The sequence below is a fragment of the Variovorax sp. AC194 genome (genome assembly GCF_979257995.1).
The window spans coordinates 3,006,406-3,021,786 of record NZ_OZ409823.1 but is presented as its reverse complement, the minus strand read 5'-3'; the positions used below and the strand labels follow the sequence as shown (position 1 = coordinate 3,021,786).

General features: G+C 66.5%; 12 protein-coding genes. 2 read left to right on the top strand and 10 right to left on the bottom strand.

Annotated features, from left to right (window positions below; all coding sequences use genetic code 11):
* Positions 1-4: 4 nt before the first annotated feature.
* The 9 genes from ACZYRS_RS14505 to ACZYRS_RS14465 form a co-directional block, all read right to left on the bottom strand.
* Positions 5-670, bottom strand: a complete 666-nt coding sequence (locus tag ACZYRS_RS14505; protein WP_198788569.1) for a hypothetical protein — start codon at positions 668-670, stop codon at positions 5-7.
* On the bottom strand, positions 667-1,767 hold the full coding sequence (gene zapE, locus ACZYRS_RS14500) for a cell division protein ZapE (RefSeq protein ID WP_463419826.1): 1,101 nt from the start codon (positions 1,765-1,767) through the stop codon (positions 667-669). Before zapE ends, ACZYRS_RS14505 begins: the two co-directional genes overlap by 4 nt.
* 12 nt (positions 1,768-1,779) lie before the next feature.
* Positions 1,780-3,210, bottom strand: coding sequence for a dihydrolipoyl dehydrogenase (lpdA, locus tag ACZYRS_RS14495; protein WP_463419825.1), 1,431 nt, complete (start codon positions 3,208-3,210; stop codon positions 1,780-1,782).
* A gap of 15 nt (positions 3,211-3,225) precedes the next feature.
* On the bottom strand, positions 3,226-3,705 hold the full coding sequence (locus ACZYRS_RS14490) for a GNAT family N-acetyltransferase (protein WP_463419824.1): 480 nt from the start codon (positions 3,703-3,705) through the stop codon (positions 3,226-3,228).
* A 16-nt stretch (positions 3,706-3,721) separates the two neighbouring features.
* Complete coding sequence (gene odhB, locus ACZYRS_RS14485) at positions 3,722-4,993, bottom strand: 2-oxoglutarate dehydrogenase complex dihydrolipoyllysine-residue succinyltransferase (RefSeq protein WP_463419823.1); 1,272 nt, start codon at positions 4,991-4,993, stop codon at positions 3,722-3,724.
* A gap of 55 nt (positions 4,994-5,048) precedes the next feature.
* Complete coding sequence (locus ACZYRS_RS14480; RefSeq protein ID WP_463419822.1) at positions 5,049-7,925, bottom strand: 2-oxoglutarate dehydrogenase E1 component; 2,877 nt, start codon at positions 7,923-7,925, stop codon at positions 5,049-5,051.
* Positions 7,926-8,104: 179 nt separating this feature from the next.
* Entirely contained in the window at positions 8,105-10,072 is a 1,968-nt protein-coding gene (locus tag ACZYRS_RS14475; protein ID WP_463422488.1) for a propionate--CoA ligase, read from the bottom strand.
* 98 nt (positions 10,073-10,170) lie between these two features.
* Positions 10,171-10,773, bottom strand: coding sequence for an isochorismatase family protein (locus tag ACZYRS_RS14470; RefSeq protein WP_198788562.1), 603 nt, complete (start codon positions 10,771-10,773; stop codon positions 10,171-10,173).
* A 12-nt stretch (positions 10,774-10,785) separates the two neighbouring features.
* The gene (locus ACZYRS_RS14465; RefSeq protein WP_463419821.1) at positions 10,786-11,490 is read right to left on the bottom strand and encodes a TetR/AcrR family transcriptional regulator; all 705 of its coding nucleotides are present in this window, start codon (positions 11,488-11,490) and stop codon (positions 10,786-10,788) included.
* A 114-nt stretch (positions 11,491-11,604) separates the two neighbouring features.
* On the opposite strand from ACZYRS_RS14465, the gene ACZYRS_RS14460 reads away from it, so the two are divergent.
* Complete coding sequence (locus ACZYRS_RS14460; protein WP_463419820.1) at positions 11,605-13,242, top strand: 4-hydroxyphenylacetate 3-hydroxylase family protein; 1,638 nt, start codon at positions 11,605-11,607, stop codon at positions 13,240-13,242.
* A 10-nt stretch (positions 13,243-13,252) separates the two neighbouring features.
* Positions 13,253-14,023 (top strand): alpha/beta fold hydrolase, encoded by a 771-nt coding sequence (locus ACZYRS_RS14455; protein WP_463419819.1) that lies wholly within the window; start codon positions 13,253-13,255, stop codon positions 14,021-14,023.
* 22 nt (positions 14,024-14,045) lie between these two features.
* On the opposite strand, the gene ACZYRS_RS14450 is transcribed toward ACZYRS_RS14455, so the two are convergent.
* Positions 14,046-15,176 carry a PQQ-dependent sugar dehydrogenase gene (locus ACZYRS_RS14450; RefSeq protein ID WP_463419818.1) on the bottom strand — a complete coding sequence of 377 codons (1,131 nt, stop codon included), beginning with the start codon at positions 15,174-15,176 and terminating at the stop codon, positions 14,046-14,048.
* Positions 15,177-15,381: the final 205 nt, after the last annotated feature.

Below are 15,381 nucleotides of genomic sequence, written 5' to 3'. Positions count from 1 at the left end.
GCGCTCAGCGCGCCGGCGCTGATGCGGCCGTGGCCGGCGGCAGCGGCGCGCCGCGCGGCTTGGTGCGGTTGGCGTTCTGCCGCTCGCGGCTCGCCCTGTGCTCTTCGGCCTTCTTTTGCTTGTCGGCGAACTGCGCGGCGGTGGTCGGCGCCTCGGCGCGGCGCTGTGCGGCCTTGGCCTGTGCATCGGCGTGCGCCTTCTGCTTGTCGTCGAACTGCCGCTGGCGCTCGGCGGCCTCGGCGGCCGTGGCGGCACGGCTGGTGGCATGGTCGGCGGCGCGCTGCTCGCGGTCCTTCTGGCCCTGCTGCGACTGCTCTTTCTTTTCGTTCGTGTCCGCCGGGCGTTGCGTCGCGGCCTTCTGGTCGAGCTTCTGCAACTCCGCGGCACCGGCGCGCTGGCGCTGGATGTCGTTGATCGCCGTTTCCTGGCGCTTGATGCTGTCCAGCTCCGTGCGCCGGCGGCCGCGGCTCTCGCGCAGGCAGTCTTCGACCGCGAACTTCTTGTAGCAGGCCGTCCGCTCCAGCACGAAGCGCGCTTCGATCGCTTCGCGCTCGCTGGAGAGCCGGCTGCGTTCGGCATCGAGGTTGGCGTTGCCGGCCGCGGCGTTCGACTGCGCCCAGAGCGGAAGGCTGGCCAACGTCATCAGCAAGGCAAGGGCGATTTTTTTCATGTGAGTCGGGTATCGACGATGCGGCGTTCCAGGGAGAGGAACTCGCTCGACTGCATTTCGGTGAGCCGGGAGACCGTGCGCGGAAACTCGTGCGCCAGCGGACCCTCGGTGTACAACGCCTCGGGCGGAACCTCAGCCGACATGATGAGCTTCACGCGCCGGTCGTACAAGACGTCCACCAGCCAGGTGAAACGGCGTGCTTCCGAAGCCATGCGCACCGGCATGTGCGGCACGTCGGACAGGAGCACGGTGTGGAACTGGCTCGCGATCTCCAGGTAGTCGTTCTGCGAGCGCGGTCCGCCGCAGAGCGTCTTGAAGTCGAACCACACCACGCCGCCGGCCTTGCGCCGCGCGCGGATCTCGCGCGCCTCGATGTGCAGCACCGGGTTTTCGTCGGCCGTCTCTGCCAGCTTGTCGAAGGCCTTGCGCATTTCCTTCTCGGCCGACGCGTCGTTCGGCGTGAGGTACATGCGCAGTTGCTCGAGCGTGCGGCGCCGGTAGTCGGTGCCGTTGTCCACGCTCAGCACTTCGAGCTTCTCGTTGAGCAGCGCGATCGCGGGCAGGATGCGGTCGCGGTGCAGCCCGCCGGGGTACAGGTCGTCGGGCTTGAAATTGGAGGTGGTGACGAAGCCCACGCCGTTCTCGAACAGCGACACCAAGAGGCGGTGAAGAATCATCGCGTCGGTGATGTCCGCGACGTGGAACTCGTCGAAGCAGATGAGCTTGTAGCGCTTCGAAATCCGCAGCCCCAGCTCGTCGAGCGGGTTGACCGTGCCCTGCAACTCGCGCAGCTCGCGGTGCACCTCGCGCATGAATTCGTGGAAGTGCAGCCGCGTCTTGCGGCGCAGCGGCACCGCGTTGAAGAACAGGTCCATCAGGAAGCTCTTGCCCCGCCCGACGCCACCGTACATGTAGACGCCGCGCGGCAGCTCGGGCCGGTTGATGAACTTCTTCAGCGCGTTGGAACGCTGGGCCTTGTACTCGGCCCATTCGTTCGCGCAGCGATCCAGCGCCTCCACGGCATGCAGCTGCGCGGGATCGCTGTGGAACCCGCGCGCGGCGAGTTCCTTCTCGTAAGCCTCTTTGACGCTGGCCAAGGGATCAGCGCATCAGAAGTTGAGCGTGCGCTTGTCGACCGCCAGGGCGGCTTCCTTCGTGGCTTCCGACAGCGACGGGTGCGCGTGGCAGATGCGCGCGATGTCCTCGGCGCTGGCCTTGAACTCCATGGCCACCACGGCTTCGGAGATCAGCTCGCTGACCTGCGGGCCCACCATGTGCACGCCCAGGATCTCGTCCGTCGTCGCATCGGCCAGGAACTTGACCATGCCGGTCGTGTCGCCCAGCGCGCGTGCGCGGCCGTTCGCCAGGAACGGGAAGGTGCCGGCCTTGTAGGCGCGGCCTTCGGCCTTGAGCTGCTGCTCGGTCTGGCCGACCCACGCGATTTCGGGGTGCGTGTAGATCACCCAGGGAATCGTGTTGAAGTTGACGTGCCCGTGCTGGCCGGCAATGCGCTCGGCCACGGCAACGCCCTCTTCCTCGGCCTTGTGCGCCAGCATCGGGCCGCGCACCACGTCGCCGATCGCCCACACGTTGGGCAGGTTCGTCTTGCAGTCGCCGTCCACGGTGATGGCACCGCGCTCGTCCAGCGCCAGGCCCACGGCATCGGCTGCGAGGCCGATGGTGTTGGGCACGCGGCCGATCGAGACGATCAGCTTGTCGACGTCCAGCACCTGGGCTTCGCCCTTGGCGTTGGTCCAGGCGATCGAGACGCCCTTCTTGCCCGACTTGATCTCGCCGACCTTCACGCCCAGCTCGATCTTCAGGCCTTGCTTGTCGAATGCCTTCTTGGCTTCCTTGGCGATCTGTTCGTCCACTGCACCCAGGAACGTGGGCAGCGCTTCGAGCACCGTCACTTCCGAGCCGAGGCGGCGCCACACCGAACCCATTTCCAGGCCGATCACGCCCGAGCCGATCAGCGCGAGCTTCTTGGGCACCGCGCCGATGCGCAGCGCACCGTCGTTCGACAGGATGTTTTCTTCGTCGAAGGCCGCACCCGGCAGCGCGCGGGCATTGGAGCCCGTGGCCACGATGATGTGCTTGCCGACGATGGTTTCCTCGGCGGCGCCCGCCACCTTGATCTCGTAGCCGCCTTCGGCCGCCTTCACGAACGAGCCACGGCCGTGGAACGACGCGATCTTGTTCTTCTTGAAAAGGTAGGTGATGCCGTCGTTGTTCTGCTTCACGACCTGATCCTTGCGGGCCAGCATCTTGCCGATGTCCAGCGACAGGCCCGACACGTTGATGCCATGGTCCGCAAAGCCGTGGCCGGCGTGCTCGAAATGCTCCGACGATTGCAGCAGCGCCTTCGAGGGAATGCAGCCGACGTTGGTGCAGGTGCCGCCGAGTGCGGGACCGCCCTTGGCGTTCTTCCACTCGTCGATACAGGCCACGTTGAAGCCCAGTTGCGCCGCACGGATCGCGGCGATGTAGCCGCCGGGGCCGCCGCCGATGACGATGACGTCGAATTGTTTGGTGGTCATTTGATTTCCGAAAATTTAGTGATGAACGCGCCGCACCATCTCGATGTGCGGTATCCCGTCTTCGTCGTAGGGCTCGCCAACCGAGGCAAAGCCCACCGACTCATACAACTTCTGCAGGTACGCCTGCGCGCCGATCCGCAGCGCGGCGTTGGGCCAGAACCCGTTCGCCTGCGCGAGGCCGCGGTTCAGGAGCTCCTGCCCGAGGCCACGGCCGCGGTACGCGGTGCCCGTGAGGACGCGTCCGATCGAGGCTTCCTCGTAGGACACGCCCGGCGGCAGGAGCCGCAGGTACGCAGCCACCTGCGGCCGGCCCCGCGCACCGCCTGCGCCATCCACATCGTCCATTGCGAAAAGATGGTGCGCCTGCGCGTCCTTGCCGTCCGCATCGAGGTACACGCAGCGCTGCTCCACGACAAAGACTTCGCTGCGCGCCGACAGAATCGCGTAGAGCTGCGACGCCGTCAAAGCGTCGAAAGGCTTGCAATGCCACTCCATCGGCAGCGCGCGCGGATCAGATGTCGAACAGGAGGCGCGACGGATCTTCCAGCGCTTCCTTCATCGCGACCAGGCCCAGCACGGCTTCGCGGCCGTCGATGATGCGGTGGTCGTAGCTCATGGCCAGGTAGTTCATCGGGCGGATGACGATCTGGCCGTTCTCCACCACAGCGCGGTCCTTGGTGGCGTGCACGCCGAGGATGGCCGACTGGGGCGGGTTGATGATCGGCGTCGAGAGCATCGAGCCGAAGGTGCCGCCGTTGGAGATGGAGAACGTGCCGCCGGTCATCTCTTCGATGCCCAGCTTGCCGTCCTGTGCCTTCTTGCCGTACTCGGCGATCTTCTTCTCGATGTCGGCAAAGCTCATCTGGTCGGCGTTGCGCAGGATCGGCACCACCAGGCCGCGCGGCGAACCGACGGCGATGCCGATGTCGAAGTAGCCGTGGTACAGGATGTCGTTGCCGTCGACCGAGGCGTTGATCACCGGGTACTTCTTGAGCGCGTGCACCGCGGCCTTCACGAAGAAGGACATGAAGCCCAGCTTCACGCCGTGTTCCTTGGTGAAGCTGTCCTGGAAGCGCTTGCGCAGTTCCATGACGGGCGCCATGTTCACTTCGTTGAAGGTCGTGAGGATCGCGTTGGTCGACTGCGACTGGATCAGGCGCTCGGCGATGCGGGCGCGCAGGCGGCTCATCGGCACGCGCTGTTCCGGACGCTCGCCCAGGTCGGACGCACCGACCGGCGCCGCGACCTGCGGCAGCGCGGGCTTGGCGGCCGGTGCCGGAATGGCTGCAGCAGGTGCTGCGGGCTTGGCGCCCGAAGCCACGGCGCCGAGCACGTCGCCCTTGGTGACGCGGCCGTCCTTGCCGGTACCGGCCACGTCGCCCGTCTTCAGGTTGTTGTCGGCCAGCAGCTTGGCGGCGGCGGGCATGGCAACGTCGGACTTCGAACCGCCGGTGGCGGCGGCAGCGGCGGCCGGTGCAGGCGCAGCTGCAGCCGGTGCGGCGGCAGCGGGTGCCGCTGCAGGCGCTGCGGCGCTGGCCTTGCCTTCGGTGTCGATCTTGGCGATCAGCTGGTCGGCCACCACGGTGGCGCCATCGGGCTGCACGATTTCGGCCAGCACGCCGGCCGAGGGTGCGGGCACTTCCAGCACGACCTTGTCGGTCTCGATCTCGATCAGGATTTCATCGACGGCGACGGCGTCGCCGGCCTTCTTCTTCCAGGTGAGCATGGTGGCTTCGGCCACGGATTCGGAAAGCTGGGGGACTTTGACTTCTACGATAGACATTTGGAGATTGCTCCGTGTTTTTCTTGAGGGTGTTCGTGTGAAAAAGAGGCCTGGATTACTTGGTCAGCACGAAGCCCTTGAGCTTGCCAAACGCGCCATCGACGAGCGCCTTCTGCTGTTCCTGGTGCAGGTGCGAGTACCCCACCGCCGGCGATGCCGAGGCGGCACGGCCGGAGTAGCCCAGCTTCTGGCCGTCCTGCATGTTTTCGTGGATGTAGTGCTGCACGAAGAACCAGGCGCCCTGGTTCTGCGGCTCGTCCTGGCACCACACCACGTCCGCGAGGTTCGGGTACTTCTTGATCTCGGCAGCGAAGGCCTTGTGCGGGAACGGGTAGAGCTGCTCGACGCGGATGATCGCCACGTCGTCGTTGCCCTGCTCTTCGCGCTTCTTGGCCAGGTCGTAGTACACCTTGCCCGAGCAGGCGATCAGGCGCTTGACCTTCTCGGCCTTCAGGCCCTTGCTGTCGGGAATGACGGTCTGGAAGCTGCCCTTGGTGAACTCGGCGAGCGGCGAGGTCGCGTCCTTGTTCCGCAGCAGCGACTTGGGCGTCATGATGATCAACGGCTTGCGCAGGTTGCGCACCATCTGGCGGCGCAGCACGTGGAAGATCTGGCTGGCCGTGGTGGGCTGCACCACCTGCATGTTGGTGTCCGCGCTCAGCTGCATGAAGCGCTCCAGGCGCGCCGAGCTGTGCTCGGGGCCCTGGCCTTCGTAGCCGTGCGGCAGCATCATCGTGAGGCCATTGACGCGGCCCCACTTCACTTCGCCCGAGGCGATGAACTGGTCGATCACCACCTGCGCGCCGTTCACGAAGTCGCCGAACTGGGCTTCCCAGATGACGAGCGTGTTCGGGTCGTTCGAGGCGTAGCCGTATTCGAACGCGAGCACGGCCTCTTCCGACAGGATCGAGTCGATGACGACGAACGGTGCCTGGTTCTCGGCCACGTTCTGCAGCGGCGTGAAGGTCCCGGTGTCGAACTTCTCGCGGTTCTGGTCGTGCAGCACGGCGTGGCGGTGCGTGAACGTGCCGCGGCCCGAGTCTTCGCCCGACAGGCGCACCGGGTAGCCGCTGGCCACCAGCGAGGCGAAGGCCATGTGCTCGCCCATGCCCCAGTCGACATTCACGTCGCCGCGGCCCATGGCGGCGCGGTCGTCCAGCACCTTCTTCACGAGCGGGTGCACCGTGAAGCCGGCCGGCACCGTGGTGATCTTCTCGGCCAGGCGCTTCCACTCGGACGACGGAATGGCGGTGTCGCCGGCGTCGGTCCACTTCTTGTTGAGGTACGGGCTCCAGTCGACGGCGTACTTGCTCTTGAAGTTGGTGAGCACCGGATCGACGGTGTTCTTGCCTTCATCGAACGCCGCGCGCTGCGCCTTGACCATGTCGTCGCCGAGCGTGTCGCCCAGGCCCTGAGCGGCCAGCTTGTCGGCGTACAGCTTGCGCGTGCCGGGGTGCTGGGCGATCTTCTTGTACATGAGCGGCTGGGTGAGCGAGGGGGTGTCCTGCTCGTTGTGGCCCAACTTGCGGAAGCAGATGATGTCCACGACCACGTCCTTCTGGAATTCCATGCGGAAGTCCAGCGCGAGCTGGGTGGCGAGCACCACGGCTTCGGGGTCGTCGCCGTTCACGTGCAGCACCGGCGCATCGACCATCTTGACGATGTCGGTGCAATACAGCGTCGAGCGGCTGTCGCGCGGGTCGCTGGTGGTGAAGCCGATCTGGTTGTTGATGACGATGTGCACCGTGCCGCCCGTGGAATAGCCACGGGTTTCGGCCAGCGCCAGCGTTTCCATCACGACGCCCTGGCCCGCGAAGGCGGCGTCGCCGTGCACGATCACGGGCAGCACCTGCTTGCCCAGCGGGTCGGCGCGGCGGTCCATGCGGGCGCGCACCGAGCCTTCCACCACGGGGTTCACGATCTCAAGGTGCGAGGGGTTGAACGCCAGGCTCAGGTGCACCGGGCCGCCGGGGGTGGTCACGTCCGAGCTGAAACCCTGGTGGTACTTCACGTCGCCGCTGGGGAGCTCTTCGGGGGCGGTGTGGTCGAATTCGGCGAACAGGTCGGCCGGCATCTTGCCCAGCGAATTGACCAGCACGTTCAGGCGGCCGCGGTGGGCCATGCCGATCACGATTTCCTGAACGCCCTTGGCGCCGGCCTGGGTGATCAGCTCGTCCATCGAGACGATGAAGCTCTCGCCGCCTTCGAGCGAGAAGCGCTTCTGGCCGACGTACTTGGTGTGAAGGAAGCGCTCCAGGCCCTCGGCCGCGGTCAGGCGGTTGAGCACGTGCTTCTTCTGGTCCGCGTTCAGTTGCGGGTTGGTGCGGGCGCTTTCGAGCCGCTGCTGCCACCAGCGCTTGTGGTTCTGGTCGGTGGTGTACATGTACTCGGCGCCCATCGTGCCGCAGTACGTTTCGCGCAAGGCGTTGAGCAGGTCGCGCAGCGACATGGTCTCCTTGCCGAAGAAGGTGTTGCTGGTGTTGAACACCGTCTCCAGGTCGGCATCGGTGAAGCCGTAGAACGAGGGCTCGAGTTCCGGAATGGCCGGGCGCTCGGCGCGCTTCAGGGGATCCAGGTCGGCCCAGCGTGCGCCGACGTTGCGGTAGGCGGCGATCAGCTGCTGGACGGCGGTGCGCTTGCGGCCGAGTTCGGAGTCGGCGCCGCTGGCCTGCACGACCTTGGTCGTGCCCTGCTTGGCGCGCTCGGCAAAAGCGTTGACGACCGGCAGGTGCGGGACGTCGCGGGTGTTGGTGCCGTCGGCCGCGGGCACGTTCTGCAGGGCGTCGAAGTACGAACGCCAGTTGTCGGGAACGCTGCCGGGGTTGGAGAGGTAGTTTTCGTACATCTCCTCGACATAGGGCGCATTGCCGCCGAAGAGGTAGGTGTTGCCTTGATAGGCGGTGTACGCCGTGGGCGTAGAGGAATCGCTCATGATCCGCTGACCTTCGCTTCCCTGAAGGAAGCACTAGCTGGTTAAGAAACCTTCCGCGACACGGCTGAACCGATTGGCGGATGCGACTGTGGCTGGGGAAGGGCCTGAGTACCTTGGCATTGTGCCACGTCAACCATATGACGCCGGCATGGGGGTCCGCAACCCCCATCGGGGAGATATCAGCCTCTATCGAGTAACTGTTTGATCTGCTGCAGCGTGGCGGGGTCGTCGATGGTGGTCAGGTCGCCCGGATCGCGCCCCTCGCACACCGCCTGGATGGCGCGGCGCAGCAATTTGCCGCTGCGGGTCTTGGGCAGGCCCGAGACGAAGCGCACGCGCGCCGGCCGCGCCAGTGCGCCGAGGCGGTCGGCCACCACTTTCATGATCTCGCCCTCGAGCTTCAGCGCCGCTTCGGCGTCGGTCACTGCGCGCCCGTCCTTCGGCACGACGAAGGCCATCGCCACCTGCCCCTTGAGCGCATCGGCCACGCCCACCACCGCGACCTCGGCCACGTTGGCGTGGCCCGAGATGCTCTCCTCGATCTCGCGCGTTCCCAGGCGGTGGCCCGCGACGTTGATCACGTCGTCGGTGCGCCCGAGGATGTAGAAATAGCCGTCCGCGTCGCGGATGCCCCAGTCGAAGGTCGAATAGACCATCTTGCCGGGCACGCTTTTCCAGTAGGTGTCGACGAAGCGCTTGTCGTCCTTCCACACGGTCTGCATGAAGCCGGGCGGCGTCGGGCCCTCGACCACCACCACGCCCTTCTCGTTCGGCGCTGTCAGTTCCTCGCCCGTCGATTCATGCAGGATCTTGATGCGGTAGCCGTACATCGGGATGCCCGGGCTGCCGAACTTGCTCGGCTTGGCCTCCACGCCGTTGGCGATGGTGATCATCGGCCAGCCCGATTCGGTCTGCCAGTAGTTGTCGATGATCGGCACCCCCAGGCCCTCGCTGATCCAGCGCGCCGTCGGCTCATCCAGCGGCTCGCCCGCCAGGAACAGCGCGCGCAGGGTCGAGAGGTCGTACTTCTTCAGCAGCGCCGGGTCCTGCTTCTTGAGCACGCGCACCGCGGTGGGCGCGCTGAACATCACGGTCACCTTGTACTTCTCGACCAGGCGCCACCAGATGCCGCCGTCGGGCTGCTGGTCGATGCCCTGGGTGGGCAGGCCCTCGTACATGATCGTCGCCATGCCCGCGATCAGCGGGCCGTACACGATGTAGCTGTGGCCCACGACCCAGCCGATGTCGCTGGTGGAGAAATACGTTTCGCCGGGCCGGCCGTCGAAGATGTGCTTCATGCTCGCGGCCAGCGCCACGGCGTAGCCGCCCACGTCGCGCTGCACGCCCTTGGGTTTGCCGGTGGTGCCGCTCGTGTAGATCGTGTAGCTGATGTCGGTCGAGGCGAGCCATGTGCAGGGCACCTGGGCATCGATGTGCTTCTGGCGCAGCTCGCTGGCCAGGTGGTCGCGACCGGCGGTCAGGTCCATGGGCGCGAGGCCGCGGTCGGTGAGCAGCACGGCGGCCGGCTTGTACGTCGACAGGCGGATCGCTTCGTCCAGCAACGGCTTGTACGCGATGACCTTGCCGCCGCGCGAGCCCGCATCGGCGCTCACGACGACCTTGGGCTCGGCGTCCTCGATGCGCGTGGCCAGCGAGCCGCTCGCGAAGCCGCCGAACACCACGCAATGGATCGCGCCGATGCGCGCGCAGGCCAGCATCGCGAAGGCGGCTTCGGGAATCATCGGCATGTAGATCAGCACGCGGTCGCCCTTCCCCACGCCCAGTTCGACCAGGCTGGCGGCGGTGCGCTGCACCTCGGCGTGCAGTTCGTGGAAGCTGTAGCTCTTCTCCACGCCGGTTTCGGTGGAAACGAAGATCAGCGCCGGCTGGTCGCCGCGCGCGGCCAGGTGCCGGTCGACCGCGTTGTGGCACAGGTTGGTGGTGCCGCCCACGAACCAGCGCGCGAACGGCGGCTGGCTGGCATCGAGGATCTGCGTGGCGGGGGCCTGCCAGTCGATCAGCTTCGCCTGCTCGGCCCAGAAGGCCTCGGGCGCGTCGACGGACTGGCGGTAGAACTCTTCGTAGCGGCTCATCTCGGTTTGTCTCCTGTTATGGGTCCGGTTCCGGCAGCCTCGCCAAAACTGAATTCATAATTATGGAGATCGATCTTGCAGCAAGCTGACGGCCGGAACAATCCGGCCGAGCCCTGCCCGGCAGGCCGCTACTTAGCTGTCGGGCTATCGGGCTATCGGACCAGCGCGAGCACTTCAGGAAATGCGGGATGTTCCGCGGTGCGCAGCCACTCGAAGGCAACCATCTCGGTCGTCACGAGCTCGGCGCCGGCGCCGGCCAGCCGGTCGAACGCGGCATCGCGGTTGCGCTCGGTGCGCGAGCCGCAGGCATCGGTGACCACCCAGACTTCGAACTCGTCTTCGAGCAGGTCGAGCGCCGTCTGCAGCAGGCAGACATGGGCTTCGCAGCCGGCGATCACGATGGTGTTGCGCTCCTCGGCCGCGGCGGCGGGCTTCTGCAGGTGCTTGGGGAGGCTGCGGGCATTGCCCTGCGGCGCCTTGGCCGGCACGCGCAGCCATTCGCCCAGGCCCTCTTCCACGCCGCTGAAATGCATCTTGGGCAGGGTGCGCTGGCACAGCGCGCGGATGTCGGGCATGTTCTCGCCCAGCTTGGAGGGGTTGTGCTCGGTGCCGAACACCGGCACCTCGAACAGCCGCGCCAGCTTGCCCAGCCGCACCGCGTTCTGCGCGACCGCTTCGCTCTCGAAGATCGCCGGCATCAGCCGCGCCTGGTAGTCGACCAGAACGAGTTGGGAGAGCGAGGCGTCGAGCAGCATGAACGGGGTCTTTCAGGTATCGGTTGGATGGGGCTGAACCGTACCACCGAAAAGATCCGGTTGGCCCGCCTCGGCGGGCGCGGCGGTGTCTTCGTTCGTCGCCGGAGCGGCGGATCGCTGGGTCAGTTGCGCCAGGTAGGTCTTGAACAGCGCATCGGCCGACTGCCGGAACATGCGGATGCGCCCGGTGTGCTGCATCAGCAGCAGGCCGACGCCGTGCGCGAAGAGGGCCGTGTTTTCCTGCAGCGCCAGCGCTGCGTCCAGGCCCATGGCCAGCAGCGCGTCTTCGCAGGGGCGCAGCGCGTCGTAGAGGCGGTCGTTCAGTTCGTGGTCCAGCTCGCTGGTCAGGCCGCGGGGGCGCATGCCGTGCACGAGGTAGAAGCCGAGGTCCAGGTCGCGCGGGTTCGCCGCGTAGAAGTCGAACCACGCCTGCGCCTTGGCGGCCAGGGTCTTGTCCGGCCGGGACCTGGACACCTTCGCCTCGGCCACTGCGGCCTGCAGGCGCAGCAGCGATTCGTCGAGCAGCGCGGCGTAGATCGCCTCCTTGCTCTCGAAGTACGAGTAGATGGCGCCCGGCGTGTAGCCGGCCTTTTTCGCGATCTCGCGGATGCTCGCGCCCTCGATCCCCGCTTCCGAAAACACCGTGCGGGCCGCGTCGAGCACCAGGGCCCGGCGGGCGTCGGTGAGGGTCTGGCGGCGTTGGAGCTTGGCGTGCATGGGCGGCACTATAAGCCTCGGATTGCGCACCGGTTCATATTTTTCAACGTTGATATAAAAAATGAACAGTGTTCAAATATTTGCGCCGACGATCAAAATCCGGAGACAAAAAAGATGAACGCACCGCTCCCCGCCGCCCTCATGTCCGGCGCCGACTTCCGCGAATCGCTGCGCCGCTACAGCCCCAACGTGTTCGTGGACGGCCGCCGCGTCGACAGCGTGGCCGACGAAGCCGCCTTCCAGCCCGGCATCAATGCCATCGCCCTCACCTACGACTACGCGCTGAAGACCCAGTACGAGCCCCTGATGACCGCCGTGCAGCGCACCAGCGGCAAGCGGGTGAACCGGCTCTCGCACATCAACACCAGTTCGGGCGACCTGCTCAACAAGCTGGAGGCCGTGCGGCTGGTCTGCCAGGAAACCGGCTGCGCCCAGCGTTACCTCACGCACGATGCGCTCAACGCCATCGCCCAGGTGTCGGCCCGCATCGACGACGCGCGCGGCAGCACCGAGCACACCGCGCGCTTTCGCGAGTACCTGCACCGCGTGCAGGACCAGGACCTGACGCTGGGCGTCGCCATGACCGACGCCAAGGGCGACCGCAGCCGCCGGCCGCACGAGCAGGCGAATGTCGACAGCTACCTGCACGTGGTCGAGCGCAATGCGCGCGGCATCGTGATCTCGGGCACCAAGGCGATCGTGACCGGTGCGCCCTATGTGCATGAACTGCTGGTCATGCCCTGCCGCAACATGGGCCGGGAAGACGCCGACTTCGCCGTCTGCTGCGCCGTGCCGCTGGACGCGCCCGGCCTCACCATCGTCGCGCGCCCTGCCGGCCGCCCCGGCGAGAAGTTCGAGCACGGCGACGCCCTCTTCAGCCGCAAGTACGGCCAGAGCACCGGCGTGTGCATGTTCGACCGCGTGTTCGTGCCGTGGGAGCGCGTGTTCTACGCCGGCGAATGGGAACACTCGGGCCACCTCACCTACAGCTACGCCACCCACCACCGCCACAGCTGCATCGGCGCGCGCGCGGGTTTCGGCGACCTCTTGATCGGCGCCGGCGCACTGATGTGCGAGGCCAACGGCTTCGACCCCGGCAAGGAAAGCCACCTGCGCGAGCAGATGGTCGAGCTCATCACCATCACCGAGAGTTTCTTCGCCTGCGGCGTGGCGGCCAGCGTCTACGGCAAGGCCGATGAACACTGCGAGGTCTTCATGCCCGACCCGGTGTTCAGCAACATCGGCAAGCTGTTGCTCGCGACAAAGATCTACGACATGCACCGCATCGCGCACTACGTGAGCGGCGGCCTGATCGTCACGCTGCCCGGCCCCGACGAAGACCACAACCCCGAGACCGCCGCGCGCCTGTCGGACGTGCTGCGCGCCAACCCGGCGATTCCCTACGAGCAGCGGATCGAGACGGCCCGCTTCATCGAAGACCTGACGGCCGGCTACCAGGGCGGCTGGTACAGCGTGATCAGCCTGCACGGCGGCGGCTCGCCGGCGGCGATGAAGCAGGAGATCTGGCGCAACTACCCGGTCGGCTCCAAGGTCGAGTTGGTCGAGCGCATCCTGGAACGCGGCATCGCGGCGGACGGATCGCCGGCCGCGGCGCCACACGACCCGGCACGCGCCATCACGAAGAACCGCCAGCCCGGCAAATGCTGCGACACCGGCTGCACCACGCCCGGCCAGCCGGTGATGGTCGACCTGCCGGCCTCGCGGCGCAACGAGAGCGCCGAGCGCGCCTAGACTCCGGCGGATGCGAATTCTCTCGGCGCTTTGTGCGGCCCTCCTGGCCACCGGCTGCGGCGGCCTGCGCACGGCCAAGGTGCCGCTGGAGACCACGCTCGAAAAGAGCGCCTGCACGCCGAACGCCGATACGCTCGTCGTCATGCTGCCCGGCGCGTACTCGCACCCCGACGAGTTCGTGCGCGAAGGCTTCGTCAGCGCCCTGAGCGACAACCGGCTCGCGGTGGACGTGATGCGCGTCGACGCTCACCTCGGTTACTACAACAGCAAGACCATCCTCGAGCGATTGAGCCAGGACGTGATGGCGCCAGCGCGCAGCCAGGGCTACAAGTCGATCTGGATCGTCGGCATCTCGGTCGGCGGCTTCGGCGGACTGCTCTATGCGCAGACGCACCCCGGCGAGCTCGCGGGCCTCGTCACCCTTGCGCCCTATCTCGGCGAACGCGGCCTCAGCACCGACATCGCCAATGCCGGCGGCATCGCCCGCTGGACCGGCCCGTTGAGCGATCCACCCGGCAGCGATCCACGCACGCCGAACGAAACGCAGCTCTGGCAATGGCTGCGCGGCTACGTCGGCGCCGCCGCCACCTTCGGCGCGCGGCCGCCGCTCTATCTTGGCTACGCGGTCGACGACCGCTTTGCATTCAGCCACCGGCTGCTCGCCGCCGCGTTGCCGCCGGACCGTGTCTTCACGACGGAAGGCGGCCACGATTGGCCTGAATGGACGCGGCTCTGGCGCCGCATGCTGCCGACGCTGCCCCTGCCGGGCTGCCCCGGCTGACTCGCGCGTTCAGTTCGGGCGCTCAGTTCGGCCGCAGGCGCAGCAGCTTGCCGTCGGACTCGTCGGTCAGCACGTAGAGCAAACCGTCCGGCCCCTGCTTCACGTCGCGAATGCGCGCCCGGCTGTCGGTCAGCAGCTTGTGCTCGGCGACCACCTTGCCGTCCTTCAGTTCGATGCGGTCGAGGTAGCCAAACTTCAGCGAGCCCACGAAGAGGTTGCCCTTCCACGCCGCGCCATAGCGGTCGCTCGTGAGGAACGCCATGCCCGACGGCGCGATCGACGGCACCCAGTAATGCAGCGGCTGCTCCATGCCGTCCTTGGCCGTGATGCCGTCGCCGATCTTGCCGCCGCCGTAGTTCTCGCCGTAGGTGATCACCGGCCAGCCGTAGTTGCGGCCAGCCTGCGGGATGTTGATTTCGTCGCCGCCCTGCGGGCCGTGCTCGGTCATCCAGAAGCGACCGTCGGGCGCGAGCGTGGCGCCCTGCCCGTTGCGATGGCCGTAGCTCCAGATCTCGGGCAACGCGCCCGGCTTGCCGACGAACGGGTTGTCCTTCGGCACGGAGCCGTCCTTGCTGATGCGCACGACCTTGCCATGGTGGTTGTCGAGCTTCTGCGCGTCTTCCTTGCGGCTGAAGCGGTCGCCCAGCGTGAGGAACAGCGTGCCGTCGCGCGCCTCGACGATGCGGCAGCCGAAATGCGAGCGGCTCGCCACCTTGGGTTTCTGGCTGAAGATGATCTTCAGGTTCTCGAGCCGGGCGCCATCGGCCGACAGCTGCGTGCTCGCCAGCGCGGTGCTGTTGCCGGAGCCGCCGGCTTCGGGCTCGGAGAAACAGAAGTAAAGCGTGCGATTCTTTTCGAAGGCCGAGTCGGCCAGCACGTCGAGTAAACCGCCCTGGCCGCCCGCGGCGATGGCGGGCAGGCCGGCGATGGGGGCGCCGATCTTGCCGTCTGCGCCGATCAGCCGCATGCGGCCCGGGCGCTCGGTGACGATGTAGCGGCCGCCCGGCAGAAAACTCACGCCCCATGGGTTCTCGAAGCCGGTCGCCACCGTTTCGGGGCGCCCTTGGGCGAAAGACAATCCGCCAACTCCGAGCACGGCGATGAAAACGGCGCGGCGGGCAAGGCGAATGGCCAAGTTAATCCGAAAGTTCATGTTTTTTCCGGGTAGTTGGCGTCATCTTGGCGAGAAATAGCGTCAGCATCCACCCCACCGGACAGTTCACTTCGGGCCTGAAGGCCCATTTGAAACGAACCACTTATGGAACATAAAGGTCCACCGTTACATTTTTTATTCGGCCGAATCGGAAAAATTCAAGCAGATCAATGATTTGCAGACACATTCGCTAATTCAGTTTAAA